This is a genomic window from Streptomyces sp. NPDC041784 (genome assembly GCF_055591025.1).
Window position 1 is genome coordinate 37,855 of record NZ_JBVJAB010000006.1, and the last position, 12,446, is coordinate 50,300.

The window sequence follows — 12,446 nt, forward strand, 5'->3', positions numbered from 1 at the left end:
CTGGAGTGGTGTCAATGGTGAGACGGAACGACCAGCGACGCGCGGCTCTCGTCGACGCCGCGATCGAGGTCCTGGCACGGGAGGGCGCGCGGGGGCTGACCTTCCGCGCGGTGGACACCGAGGCCGCCGTGCCCAACGGCACCGCCTCCAACTACTTCACCAACCGCGACGACCTCCTCACCCAGGCCGGCGCCCGCGTCTACGAGCGGCTCCAGCCCGACGCGGCGACGATCGAGCGCCAGCGGACGGCCGGGCGGGACCGGGAGACGTACGTCGAGCTGATGCGGGAGCTGGTGGGCCGCGTCTCGTCCTTCCGGACGGGTTACCTGGCCCTCCTCGAACTCCGCCTGGAGGCCACCCGGCGCCCCGAACTGCGGAAGGTCCTCACGGAGCGGGTCCGCGCGGACGTCGACGCGAACGTCGCGTACCACGAGGCATCGGGCCTGCCCGGCGACGCGACGGCCGTCAAGCTGCTGATCCTCACCCTGAACTGGATGATCGTCGAACAGCTCACGCTCCCGGACGTCTTCGGGGAGGCGGAGCGGGAGGCGTTGGTACGGGCGGCGGTGGAACGGATCGTGGACTAGCGGACGAGGGCCTGGGCCTGGGCCTGTCCGGCGGGTCTTGCCGGACAGGCCCCTTGCCCCGGGGAGGGCTCAGCGCTTGAGCATGAAGGTGAAGTCGCCGGAGAGCTTGCCGTTCAGCCGGACCGCCGAGACGAGATCCCCCTCCGTGATCAGTCTCTCGACCTCGGCCCGCGAAAGACCGCACCCTTCAGCGATCAGTCGCACCGGCCGGACAGGGATCCGCGCCGCGAAGCGGACCGAGACGTCGATCACCTCGCGGTCCAGATGATCCGAACCGCCGGTGTCGAGGCGCCAGGCGTTGTCCCAGTCGAGGGCGATGCGATTACGGCGCCGTACGACCGGATCCTGGAGCAACTCGGCCGCCAGACCAGGGTCGTTGTCATGCATCCGGTCCAGCAGCTCAGGTCGTACGGAGCGCACGTTCATCCGCTCCAGGACCGTGAGCTTGGCCGTTTCCCCGCACCCGGTGCAGAGCACCAGGAGCCAGGCGTCGATGAGCTTGTGGTTGGCGTTGACGCGGAATTTGCCGTTCGGCCGGAAGCGCTCGGACGCGCAGGTGTGGCAACGGCGGATGACGAGCGGCAGGCAGGTGGGCATGACCACCCAGATATTGAGCACAGAAGTACACCGTTTCCAGTGAGAAGTCCGCAGCAAAAAGCAGCGCGGCGCACATGCGCGACGCGCGACCGATCAGCGCTCTGGAGGTCTCACACGGTGTACAACGGACCGTCCTTGCCTAGACGACTTGGTTCGGCAGCACGGTAGCGGTGCGCGACGGCACCGCCCCACTGGTTTTCCAGCGCCTCACCGCGGCACCGTGACTTCGAAGAACAGGAAGGTGGGTCTGGTCGCAAGGTCGTGGAAGCCGTCGGGGAACAGTTCACGTGCGGCCGGCTCGGGCTGCGGCTCGGTGATGGCGGCAAGACGGAAGCCGGCGGTGGTGAAGGCGTCGGTCATCGCGTGCAACGGCCTGCGCCAGAACCTCATCGGGAAGGACCGCCCGTTGAACGTCCAGTCGAAGGTATAGCTGGTGGTCGCGAAATAGTCGGGCCGAGGATCCTGGAACGCGTAGGCCACGAAGGGGTGCTCCACGGACGCGATCAGCCGGCCGCCGGGCCTGAGGACTCGCCGTATCTCGGCCAGCGTCGGCCCCCAGTCCTCCAGGTAGTGCAGGACCAGCGACGCGACCACGTCGTCGAACGCGCCGTCGGCGAACGGCAGACGGTCTCTCAGATCGACCGCGTGCAGGGCCACGTCGTCACCCAGCCGCCGCCTGGCCAGTGCCAGCATCCCGGCGCTGGCGTCGATGCCGGTGACGACGGCACCGCGATCGCGCAGTGCGGCGGACAATGAGCCCGAGCCGCAGCCGGCGTCCAGGATCCGGCGCCCAACCACGTCTCCGGCGAGGGCCACCATCGCGGGCCGCTCGTAGTACGCGTTCACGAGGTTGTTCTCGGTTTCCGCGGAGAACGCCTCGGCGAAGCTGTCGTAGTCATTCGCGGGCACGTCGGCTACGGGTTCCATCGCCGCAGCGTAGTGGTCAAGTCACATGATCGGCCGGGCGGAACCTAGGGACGGCGGGCGACGCCGTCGCGTAGGGCCTGGAGGAGGTGGGTGAGGGGGGTGGGGGTGACGGTGAGGACGGTGGCGGGGGTGTCGGACTCGCGGAGGTGGAGGGTGGTGGGGGTGGAGGAGGCGAGTTCGAGGCAGTCGTTGCCGTCGCCGCCACCGGAGTAGGTCGACTTCTGCCAGTTGCCGAGCGCGGCTTCAATGGGGCGCTTCACAAGGCACCGTCCCGTATTGCGCGGAGGAGGTTGTCGACGGAGGCCGCGGTACTGGTGAGGATGGTGGCGGGGCGGTCCGACTCACGGAGGTGGAGAGTGGTGGGCGTGGAGGAGGCGAGTTCGAGGCAGTCGTTGCCGTCGCCGCCACCGGAGAAGGAGGACTTCCGCCAGTTGTCGGGGGTGGTCATGGTGTCCTCACAGTTCCTTGGCCAGCCTGTGGACGAAGTCACGCGAGCGGTCGGGGTCGAATGACGCAGCCTCCATTTTATGAAAGATCGTTCGTGATGCGCTGAGTTGAGCCTCTGAATCGATGGAGACCGTACCGAGGGGTGTGTCACGGACGACCGTGTCCAGTTTGGATACGGGGCCGCCCACGTACGTCATGGTGCTTCCGGCACGGGTGAAGCCGTCCAGGTCGAAGGGGATAACCCGGACGCTCACGTTGTCTGCTTCGGAAAGCGCCAAGACGCGAGTGAGTTGAGCTCGGGAGGCCGCACGATCGCCGACTCGGATGCGCAGAGCCGCCTCGTGGATCACCGCCTGGTACGGGATGGCCGAGGGACCTTCGATGATCACCCGGCGTTCTATGCGATGCCGGACGCGCACCTCAAGCTCCTCTTCGGTGAGTTCAGGAACCCTTGAGGAGAAGACGGCTCGGGCGTAGGCCTCCGTCTGAAGCAGGCCCGGGACGTACAACACAGCAACGTCGTGCCGGAATCTCGCGTGGTGATCCAGCTCCGACAGATCAAGGAAGGATGTCGGCAGCAGCCCCCGGTACTCCTCCCACCAGCCGCGCGTCCGGTCGGTAGCCATCGTGACCAGGGCGTCGATGAACTCGCCGTCTGTGCAGGCGTAGTGGGAGGCGAGGCGGCGTAGGCGCTGTTCACTCACCCCCGCGAGCCCGGACTCGATGTGGGTGATCTGGGTCGGGCTGACCCCAAGCAGGGCTGCCGCCTGGCGGGCGCTGAGATCCGCCGCCTCACGGAGCCTGCGCAGTTCCGTCGCCAGACGCATCTGACGTGCCGTTGCTTCACGCCTCAAAGCTCTCGACCGCTCCTAGGTTCAACGCGCCCACGAGCGCGACCCGTTCGGGGTCAGATTACGCGATCGACTTGCCTCGTCTCTACATTGAGATCTACCGTCAGTGACGCGACCTTCACGCAGCGGAAGCGCACCGCCCCGTCCTGCGCCCCGACTCCTCCCCTCCCTCGCATGGAGCTGACGCATGCCCGAAAGCGACTCCTGGGAGTACACCCTGTACATCCCCACCGACCCTCGCGCCGTCACCCTCTGCCGCCGCACCCTCCGTCTGATCCTCACCCTCCATCACCTCACCCACCTCACCGACACCGCCGAGCTGCTGACCTCGGAGCTGGTCTCCAATGCCGTAACGCACACGAAGGGCCCCGCCGCCCTGCGGATCCGGTACCGCGACGGCGTCCTCCAGATCGGTGCCTGGGACGCCGACCCTCAGCCCCCCGAGCCCCCCGGCAAGCTGGAGCGGCTCACCGACGCCGAGAGCGGCCGCGGCTTCGCTCTCGTCCGGGCCTGCTCCGACACCTGGGGATGGCAGCCCCTCTCCAGGCTCGGCCGCCGCGGGAAGCTCGTGTGGTGCGAACTGGGGGTCGCGTAGATGGTCGGCTCGTCGCACGAGGCGCTGCACCGGATCTTCCAGAAGGACCCGGAACTCCTGACCCGTGCCCTGCAAGACGTGTTGCACGTCCCCTTCCCCAAGCCCTACGACTTCGCCGCCATGAACGTCGACCTCACCGAGATCGAGCCCATCGAACGGCGCGTCGACACACTGCTGCGGGCCGAGACCGACGAGGGCACGTACCTGCTGGTCGTGGAGTCGCAGGGCAAGCCGGACGAGAGGAAGCGCGGCAGCTGGCCGTACTACCTCAGCTACCTCCACGAGAAGTACCGGTGCGAGCCCGTCCTCATCGTCGTCACCCAGAGCCGCGCCACGGCCCGCTGGGCGGCGGAGCCCATTCATCTCGGCGTCCGCAGGATGCCCTCGCTGACGGTGAGACCGTTCGTGCTGGGGCCGGACAACGTCCCCGTGATCGCCACCGAGCAGGAGGCCCGAGAGGACGTACCCCTCGCGGTGCTTTCGGCGATGACACACGGCCGGGGACGCCAGGCCCCCGCCATACTGGAATCCCTGGCAACCGCCCTCGGGACCATCGACCGCGACACCGCCGCGGTACTCGTGCAGTTCGTCGACTCGTGCCTGACAGACCCCCAGGCCCGGCAGATGTGGAGGGACCTCATGACGACGATGCAGTACTTCTGGCGCCACCCCCTCGCCCAAGAGGTGCGCGAGCAAGGACGGGAGGAGGGCCGAGTCGAGGACCGTGCCGAGATGACCCTCCGCATCCTGGAGTTGCGTGGCATCACCGTGCCGGACACCGTCCGCGAGCGGATCGAGGGCTGCACCGACTTCGACCAGCTCACCGTGTGGTCCGATCGCGCCGTCCACGCCACCACCGCCGAAGACCTCTTCGTCGGCCCGAACGGGTGACACAGAAACCTTCCCGCGTCTGAGCTGCGCATACGCCGATCCGCCGGCGGCAAGGGTGCAGGCGATCATGCCCCCTCACGAAACGAGAATCCTCGTGCGTCTCCGGCACTCCCTCGCCGCCGTCTGCGGTGCGCTCGCCCTCACCGCCGTTCTGGCCACGCCCGCCCACGCCGCGACCGGCGACTTCGGCTACAAGGTGGTCGGGCTGGACGGCGAACCGATCTCCGTCAGCCTCCACAACCCGCCGAGCGGCGAGTGCGTCACCCTCCCGGAGGTCGCGGACCCGGGCGCCTCCGCACCCGCCTTCGCCCCGCACAACGACACCGACGAGTTCGCGATCGTGTTCACCGGGACCGACTGCTCGGGCGACTCCTGGACCCTGCGCCCGCACGGGCGTCCCGCCACGGATCGGCTGCTGCTGCGCTCGGTGATCTTCCTGCGCCCGGGAAGCTGACCACGCGCCGGGGCCCCGTCCGGGGCGGGGCCCCGGCTCCCGCCGGTTGGCGAAACGTTGACCACTTCCCGGCCGAGTCCGGAGGAAGTCGCGGGCGAGTACTGGCGGACCCCCGGCCGCCCAGATTCGCCGCATGGCCATGCCACCAGGATGGCGTGAGGCCGGCCGCTCAGGGCCGGATGATCACCTCGTCCCCCACCGACACCTTTCCCGGGCGCAGGACGGTGAAGTACGCGCCGAAGACGACCCCGCCCTCGGCCCGCCGGTAGTCGGCGAGGGTGCGCAGGGGTTCCGGGCCCGCCTTGCGGCCGGTCTCCTGGTCGACCATGGTGACCGCGCAGCGGACCGTGCGCTCGGTGAAGACCAGTTCGGTGCCGCCGATGGTGAGCGCGCGGGCCCCGTCCTCGGTGTGGGGGGTGTCCCAGCCGTCGACGACGAGGTTGGGGCGGAAACGGTTCATGGGCAGGGGGGCGGCGCCGCGCTCGGCCAGTCGGGCGTTGAGGGCGGCGAGGCCGGAAGAGGAGACGACGTGCAGTCGGCCGTGGTTGCCGGCGGGTGGGCGGACCAGTCTGCTGGGCCGGCCGAGCACCTCCGTGAGCCAGGCGTCGACATCGCCGTGGACGTCACCGTCGTCGTGCGTCGCTCGTACCGGCTCGTGGCCCGGCGCCCGCAGGGTCAGTCGGCCGTCGCGCAGTTCGGGTGCGACGAGGGCCAGCCGGGGATCCTCACCCTGCCAGCGGAGGTCGCCCTTCTCGTCGACGATCGCGTAGGCGCGGTCGTCGGTGAGGCCGGTCGGAGTGAGCGCCGCCTCGGTGAGCGTGACGCCCGCGCACCCTTTCACCGGGTAGTACGTGATTCCGGCCAACCTGGCCATTCCGGTCCCCCCTCGTCCGGCCCCGTGTCCGGCCCTTGTCCGCCCCCGTGTCCCTCTCCACAAGTTTTTACGATTTCCCGTGAATCACACGAGCCCCGCGTCCGTACTTCTCGATGTCCGACTTCGCCGGGGACCCTCCACCGGCTAACTCCCCGACCCGGACACAGGAGGAACGGTGCCACTCTCGCGGAACACGATGGGAACCCTCTTCGTGGGCGGAGCCCTGTCCCTGACACTGGCTGCCCTGGCGTACCCGTCGATGCTCGGACTGGACACCGTCTCGACCTCGACCGACAGAATCATCGCCAACACCCAGTGGGGTCCGCTGACCGAGGGCGACCGCGACTTCGTGGTGAAGGTGCGCGCGGCCGGCCTCTGGGAGTACCCGGTCGGGCAGATCGGCCTCCAGAAGGGGCAGAGCAAGGCGGTCCTGACCGCCAGTGAGCACCTGATCGACGGCCACGCGGCGCTCGACGAGACCTGCCGCAAGATCGCGCCGATGCTGAACATCACCCTGCCCAACGTGGCCAGTCCACAGCAGGAGGGGTTCGTCACCCAGCTGAAGTCGGAGAGCGGCAAGCAGTTCGACGTCACCTTCGCCAACATCCTGCGCCAGACGCACGGCTCGATCTTCAACACCGTGGCGAAGGTCCGCTCGACGACGAAGAACTCGCTGGTGCGCGCGCTGGCCGACCAGGCCAATGACACCGTGCTCGACCACATCACGGTGATGGAGAAGACCAACCTGGTCGACTACGACACCACGCTGTTCCAGCAGACCACCCCGCCGAAGCTGCCCAAGTCGGACCTGACCCCGCCGGCCCCGCCGGCCGGCCAGCCGCAGATCGTGCTGACCCCGCCGCCGACCGCCACGTCCACCCCGGTGGACCTGGGCGCCGCGGTGAACGAACAGGAGCCACAGCAGTAGGGCCCCCTTCTCAGGCCAGCCAGACCGTCGTGTCCGGGGCCAGCTGTCCGTCGTCGGCCGGCGGGGCGCTGATGAGCAGCACCTCGCCGGGCGGCAGGGGAACGGGCACGGCCGACAGGTTGGTGACGCAGCGCCAGGCGTCGGAGCGGGCGAAGGCCAGGACACCGTGCGGGGTGTCCCGGTCCCAGGTCAGCTCCTCGCCCTCGATCAGCTTGCGGCGCAGCCGCAGGGCCGTGCGGTAGAACTCCAGGGTGGAGCCGTCCACACCGTCCTGGGCCTCGACGGCGTACCGCGCGAAGGACGGCGGCTGCGGCAGCCAGGCACCGGCCGCGCCGAAGCCGTACGACGGTCCCGTGGTCGTCCACGGCAGCGGCACCCGGCAGCCGTCGCGGCCCTTGCGGGTGCGGCCCGTCTGTTCCCACAGCGGGTCCCTCAGCACCTCGACGGGCAGGTCGGCGACCTCCGGCAGACCGAGTTCCTCGCCCTGGTAGACGTACGACGATCCCGGCAGCGCCAGCATCAGGAGCGTGGCGGCGCGGGCGCGGCGCAGGCCGGTCCGCTCGTCGACGGGCGGCGTGGTGCCGTCCGACAGCAGCCAGGCGTTCTCGTCCGTGCCGGCGGGGAGCTGGAGGCGGGAGGGGTGGCGCAGGACGTCGTGGTTGGAGAGGACCCAGGTGGCGGAGGCGCCGACGGCGCGGGCCGTGGCGAGGGAGTCGGTGATGACCCGGCGGATCGCGTCGGCGTCCCACGGGGCCTGGAGGTACTCGAAGTTGAAGGCCTGGTTCAGTTCGTCGGGGCGGGCGTAGAGGGCGCGGCGGGCGCCCGGCACCCAGGCCTCGGCGACCGCCGTGCGGGGCGGGGAGTAGGCGTCGAGGACGCGGCGCCAGTCGCGGTAGATCTCGTGGACCTCGTCGCGATCGTAGAAGGGGTGGGTGCCCGGGGGCAGGTGGGCGAGGGCCTCCTCGCCGCTCGCCTCCGGGGTGCCGAGGTCGCGCAGGGGCGTGGAGAGGTCCTTGGCGAGGGCGTGGGCGACGTCGATGCGGAAGCCGTCGACGCCTCGGTCGGACCAGAAGCGCAGGGTGGTGCGGAAGTCCTCGCGGACCTCGGCGTGGTCCCAGTTCAGATCGGGCTGTTCGCGGGCGAAGAGGTGGAGGTACCACTGGCCGTCGGGGACGCGCTGCCAGGCGCTGCCGCCGAAGACCGACTGCCAGTCGGTGGGCGGGTGTTCGCCGGCCGGGCCGCGTCCGTCGCGGAAGACGTAGCGGTCGCGGGCCGGGGAGCCGGGGCCGGCGGCGAGGGCCTCCTGGAACCAGGGGTGCAGGTGGGAGGTGTGGTTGGGGACGATGTCGACGATCACCTTCAGGCCGAGGCGGTGGGCCTCGGCGGCGAGCGTGTCGAAGTCGGCGAGGGTGCCCAGGCGGGGGTCGACGTCACGGTGGTCGGCGACGTCGTAGCCGCCGTCGGCGAGTTCGGAGGGGTAGAAGGGGCTGAGCCAGAGCGCGTCGACGCCGAGGGCGGCCAGGTGGGGGAGGCGGTCGGTGACGCCGCGCAGGTCGCCGAGGCCGTCGCCGTCCGCGTCGGCGAAGCTGCGGGGATAGACCTGGTAGACGACGGCCTGGCGCCACCAGTCGGGGTTGTGGGGTGACAAGTCCGTCAGGGGGAGCGTCACGGGAGAGGTCCTGGAAGGCGTCATGGAGAGAAGACTGTCCACATTGCCGGGAAAGTGAACGTCCGTACGTTGCGGAGGGAATCGCTCCACACGTGACGAAGTCGTGATGGAAACTTGAACTCCCCAGGGTTTAGCCCAGGTTGACAGCCATCTGGTGACCACACGACGATGGGCGCACACTGTGGCGCCTGTGACTGACGGGGCCCGTGTTTCCTGTGATCTGACCAATCACCCCTGGCATTCGCCAAGATGGGATACGCATGTCCATAGCGAGACGTGTCACCGTGCGCCGCCTGCTGGGGACGGGCGCCGCGTCGCTCACCCTCTGCGCCGCCTCTGTCGCCGCCGCCTCCGGCGCCTTCGCCCACTCCGGTACGCCCGGCGGTGACGGCTGGAAGTCCGGCGGGCAGTACCAGCCGGGGACCGGCGCGGGGACCGAGACGGGGACCGACCGCTGCCAGTTCTCGCTCGACGGCGAGAACTTCTTCGACTCCGTGCGGGTCGACGACCAGAACCTCAAGCCGACCGAGGACGGCAAGGTCCACATCTCGGTGCGCACCGCCGGTGACGCGTCCACGTGCACCGCGTCGCTGGCCTCCTACCTCGCCCACGGCGCCACCTTCGCCACCTCCGGTGAGCAGGTGTTCATCGACTTCGACTCGGTGACGGTGAAGCCCGGGAAGACCGACACGCTCGACATCGCCGTGCCGGACGCCGGCTGCTTCGCGCAGATCGACCTCTACCGGGGTGCGGTCAAGTTCGACGGCGAGCTGGACGCGAACGACGGGTTCGAGCACGGGGACGTGCCCAAGGGGCCGGACCGGCCGGTCATCAAGGACAAGCTGATCGCCGCGTGGAACGGCGGGACGAAGGACTGCACGGCGACCGAGCAGCCGCCGTCGTCCCCGCCCGCCGACGACACGGAGTCGCCCTCGGCGCCCGCCTCGCAGCCCCCCGCGGACACGCCGTCCGACACGCCGTCCGACACGCCGTCGGACACCCCCTCCGAGTCGGAGTCCGCCACGCCGACGCCGTCCGCGAGCGAGTCGAGCAGCGCGCCGGCGCCGACGCCCAACGGGGGCGGCGGTGACCTCGCGGAGACCGGCGCGAACAGCACCACTCCGGTGATCGCCGGTGGCGCCGCGGCGCTGCTGATCGGCGGAGCGGCGATCGTCGTCGCCACCCGCCGCCGCAAGGCGTCGCGCGCGTAGCGCGGACTGTCCCGCCCACCCGACTCGGTGGGCCGAGAAGCACCCCCCACCAGGGGGGTGCTTCGCTATGCCCCCTCCACCGCCCCCAGGTAGAGCTTCACGTAGCGCTCGATGTCGACGTCCAGGGCGACGTCCACCAGCTGGCGGGCTCTCGTGTCGCCGTGGAGTTCGGACTCGCCCGGGCGGGGGCGGCGGTCGACGACGGTCTGGCCCCGGGTGGGGCCGGGGGCGAGGGAGACCTCGACCGGGAGGAGGGCCGTGGTGAGGCCCGCCGGGTCGGCCACCGCGCAGACCGCTCCCGCGTCGCCGAGGCCGCCGTGCGGGTCGTCGCCGTCCGGGTCCGGGGCGGAAGGGCGGTGGGCCAGGAGCTCACCGGCCAGACGGGCGCCCGGTTCCGCGCTCGCGCGCAGGCGCCGTACGTCCGCGCCGGGGACGACGACCCGCTGGAAGACGTCCAGGCCGTACATCGTCATCGGCACCCCCGCGGTCAGCAGGATCGCGGCCGCCTCCGGGTCGTGCCACACGTTGAACTCGGCGACGGGCGTGGCGTTCCCGACGGCCACCGCGCCGCCCATGAACACGATCCGCTCGATGTTCCGGGTCACCTCCGGGTGGGTGCGCAGGAGCAGGGCGATGTTGGTGAGGGGCGCGGTCGGGATCAGCGTCACCGGACGGGGCGACGCGAGGATCTCGCGGTGCAGGAGGGTCACCGCGTCCACGTCGACGGGGGTGCGGGTGGGGGCCGGCAGGCCGGGGATGTCGCCCATGCCGTCCTCGCCGTGCACATGGCGGGCCGAGCGGGCCGGTTCGATCAGGGGGCGATCGGCGCCCCGAGCGACGGGGACGTCCCCGGCGCCCGCCGCCTCCAGCACGGTCAGCGTGTTGCGGACCACCCCGTCCACGTCCGTGTTGCCCGCCACGCAGGTCACGGCCCGCAGGTCCAGGCCCGGGTGGCGTACGGCGAACAGCAGGGCCAGGGCGTCGTCGACACCCGTGTCGCAGTCGATGATCACGGGGATGGGGCGGTCGTCGGTCACCTGGTGACTCCTTCTGCCGTGGAGGTTCAGCCGTTGCGCGCCTTCGCGCCGACCTTATGCGCCCCCGCTCACCGCCACAGCTCGGTTCCGCGCGCCGCCGCGCGGGCCGCGATCCGGCGGACCAGGTCGTCGGCACCCACCGCCCCCGGCTTCCCGCCGTCCCGCAGGCGTACGGCGACCAGCCCGGCCGCCGCCTCCCGCTCGCCGATCACCGCCAGGTACGGCACCAGCCGCTCCGCCCGTACCCGCGCACCCAGGCTGCCCTGGCCGGCGTCCACGAGCCGGACCCTGAGGCCGGCCGCCTCCGCCCTGCGGGCCAGGTCCGCCGCGGCCTCCTCCTGCGCCTGCGACACCGGCAGCACGGCCAGCTGGACGGGCGACAGCCAGACCGGGAACGCCCCGCCGTGCTCCTCGATCAGATGGGCGACGGCCCGCTCCACACTGCCGATGACACTGCGGTGCACCATCACCGGCCGGTGCCTCGCCCCGTCCGCGCCGATGTAGGTCAGGTCGAAGCGGGCGGGCTGGTGGAAGTCGATCTGCACGGTGGACAGGGTGGCCTCCCGGCCCGCCCGGTCCGCGATCTGCACGTCGATCTTCGGGCCGTAGAACGCGGCCTCGCCCTCCGCCTCCTCGTACGCGATGCCGGACCCGTCGAGGACCTCCCGCAGCAGCGCGGTGGCCCGGCGCCACAGGTCCGGGTCGGCGACGTACTTGCCGCCCTCCCCGGGAAGCGAGAGGCGGTGGCGGTGCGCGCGGATGCCCAGGTCGGCGTAGGCGCGGGCGATCAGCGCGAGGGCCGAACGGGCCTCCGCCACCGCCTGCTCCAGGGTGCAGAAGATGTGCGCGTCGTTGAGGGTGATGGCCCGCACCCGGGTGAGTCCGCCCAGCACCCCGGAGAGTTCCGCGCGGTACATGCCGCCCAGCTCGGCGATCCTGAGCGGCAGTTCGCGGTAGCTGTGCGGGCGGGAGCGGTAGATCAGGGCGTGGTGGGGGCAGAGGCTGGGGCGCAGGACCACCTGTTCGGAGCCCTCCCCGCCGAGTTCCATGGGCGGGAACATGTCCTCGCTGTAGTGGTCCCAGTGGCCGGAGATCTCGTACAGCTCGCGTTTGCCGAGGACCGGCGAGTACACGTGCCGGTAGCCGGCCGCGCGCTCGGCCTCACGGACGTACTCCTCCAGGGTGTGGCGGATCAGGGCGCCGTCGGGCAGCCAGTAGGGCAGGCCCGCGCCCATCAGGGGGTCGGTGTCGAACAGGTCGAGTTCGCGGCCGAGGCGGCGGTGGTCGTGCACGGGGGGCTCCCTCGTTCGGGGGGGCGAGGGAGCCCGGGGCACGACGAAGCCCCGGGGCACTCGCCCCGGGGCTTCGGTCATCCAGT

15 protein-coding genes are annotated in these 12,446 nt (G+C 70.8%); 6 read left to right on the plus strand and 9 right to left on the minus strand.

The genetic code is table 11. From position 1 onward, the window contains the following. Nucleotides 1-14 precede the first annotated feature (14 nt). The gene (locus ACZ6D7_RS14550; protein ID WP_469489556.1) at nucleotides 15-587 is read left to right on the plus strand and encodes a TetR/AcrR family transcriptional regulator; all 573 of its coding nucleotides are present in this window, start codon (nucleotides 15-17) and stop codon (nucleotides 585-587) included. Between the two features lie 69 nt (nucleotides 588-656). Here the strand turns inward: ACZ6D7_RS14550 and ACZ6D7_RS14555 are convergent, their stop codons facing one another. The 5 genes from ACZ6D7_RS14555 to ACZ6D7_RS14575 form a co-directional block, all read right to left on the minus strand. Then, complete coding sequence (locus ACZ6D7_RS14555) at nucleotides 657-1,205, minus strand: DUF1062 domain-containing protein (RefSeq protein WP_469489562.1); 549 nt, start codon at nucleotides 1,203-1,205, stop codon at nucleotides 657-659. Between the two features lie 186 nt (nucleotides 1,206-1,391). After that, nucleotides 1,392-2,111 (minus strand): class I SAM-dependent methyltransferase, encoded by a 720-nt coding sequence (locus tag ACZ6D7_RS14560; protein ID WP_469489565.1) that lies wholly within the window; start codon nucleotides 2,109-2,111, stop codon nucleotides 1,392-1,394. Between the two features lie 44 nt (nucleotides 2,112-2,155). Next, the gene (locus ACZ6D7_RS14565; RefSeq protein ID WP_469489568.1) at nucleotides 2,156-2,371 is read right to left on the minus strand and encodes a DUF397 domain-containing protein; all 216 of its coding nucleotides are present in this window, start codon (nucleotides 2,369-2,371) and stop codon (nucleotides 2,156-2,158) included. Then, a complete protein-coding gene (locus ACZ6D7_RS14570; RefSeq protein ID WP_469489571.1) occupies nucleotides 2,368-2,559 on the minus strand; it encodes a DUF397 domain-containing protein in 192 nt (63 codons plus the stop codon). The genes ACZ6D7_RS14565 and ACZ6D7_RS14570 overlap by 4 nt, the downstream gene beginning before the upstream one ends. Nucleotides 2,560-2,566: 7 nt before the next feature. Continuing rightward, complete coding sequence (locus ACZ6D7_RS14575; protein WP_469489575.1) at nucleotides 2,567-3,385, minus strand: helix-turn-helix domain-containing protein; 819 nt, start codon at nucleotides 3,383-3,385, stop codon at nucleotides 2,567-2,569. 211 nt (nucleotides 3,386-3,596) lie between these two features. On the opposite strand from ACZ6D7_RS14575, the gene ACZ6D7_RS14580 reads away from it, so the two are divergent. From ACZ6D7_RS14580 to ACZ6D7_RS14590, 3 genes are all read left to right on the plus strand, one after another. Next, complete coding sequence (locus ACZ6D7_RS14580; RefSeq protein WP_469489579.1) at nucleotides 3,597-4,004, plus strand: ATP-binding protein; 408 nt, start codon at nucleotides 3,597-3,599, stop codon at nucleotides 4,002-4,004. Continuing rightward, nucleotides 4,005-4,895 carry an RpnC/YadD family protein gene (locus tag ACZ6D7_RS14585; RefSeq protein WP_469489582.1) on the plus strand — a complete coding sequence of 297 codons (891 nt, stop codon included), beginning with the start codon at nucleotides 4,005-4,007 and terminating at the stop codon, nucleotides 4,893-4,895. 94 nt (nucleotides 4,896-4,989) lie between these two features. After that, complete coding sequence (locus tag ACZ6D7_RS14590) at nucleotides 4,990-5,349, plus strand: hypothetical protein (RefSeq protein WP_469489585.1); 360 nt, start codon at nucleotides 4,990-4,992, stop codon at nucleotides 5,347-5,349. Nucleotides 5,350-5,518: 169 nt separating this feature from the next. Here ACZ6D7_RS14590 and ACZ6D7_RS14595 read toward each other — a convergent pair whose 3' ends face one another. Continuing rightward, nucleotides 5,519-6,223, minus strand: coding sequence for an MOSC domain-containing protein (locus tag ACZ6D7_RS14595; protein WP_469489588.1), 705 nt, complete (start codon nucleotides 6,221-6,223; stop codon nucleotides 5,519-5,521). Between the two features lie 196 nt (nucleotides 6,224-6,419). On the opposite strand from ACZ6D7_RS14595, the gene ACZ6D7_RS14600 reads away from it, so the two are divergent. Next, complete coding sequence (locus ACZ6D7_RS14600; RefSeq protein ID WP_469490748.1) at nucleotides 6,420-7,151, plus strand: DUF4142 domain-containing protein; 732 nt, start codon at nucleotides 6,420-6,422, stop codon at nucleotides 7,149-7,151. 10 nt (nucleotides 7,152-7,161) lie between these two features. On the opposite strand, the gene ACZ6D7_RS14605 is transcribed toward ACZ6D7_RS14600, so the two are convergent. Then, the gene (locus ACZ6D7_RS14605; RefSeq protein ID WP_469489595.1) at nucleotides 7,162-8,844 is read right to left on the minus strand and encodes a glycoside hydrolase family 13 protein; all 1,683 of its coding nucleotides are present in this window, start codon (nucleotides 8,842-8,844) and stop codon (nucleotides 7,162-7,164) included. 236 nt (nucleotides 8,845-9,080) lie between these two features. On the opposite strand from ACZ6D7_RS14605, the gene ACZ6D7_RS14610 reads away from it, so the two are divergent. Further along, entirely contained in the window at nucleotides 9,081-10,031 is a 951-nt protein-coding gene (locus ACZ6D7_RS14610; protein WP_469489599.1) for an LAETG motif-containing sortase-dependent surface protein, read from the plus strand. Between the two features lie 65 nt (nucleotides 10,032-10,096). Here the strand turns inward: ACZ6D7_RS14610 and ACZ6D7_RS14615 are convergent, their stop codons facing one another. Beyond that, nucleotides 10,097-11,068 (minus strand): nucleoside hydrolase, encoded by a 972-nt coding sequence (locus ACZ6D7_RS14615; protein WP_469489603.1) that lies wholly within the window; start codon nucleotides 11,066-11,068, stop codon nucleotides 10,097-10,099. A gap of 68 nt (nucleotides 11,069-11,136) precedes the next feature. After that, nucleotides 11,137-12,360, minus strand: coding sequence for a threonine--tRNA ligase (gene thrS, locus ACZ6D7_RS14620; protein ID WP_469489607.1), 1,224 nt, complete (start codon nucleotides 12,358-12,360; stop codon nucleotides 11,137-11,139). Nucleotides 12,361-12,446: the final 86 nt, after the last annotated feature.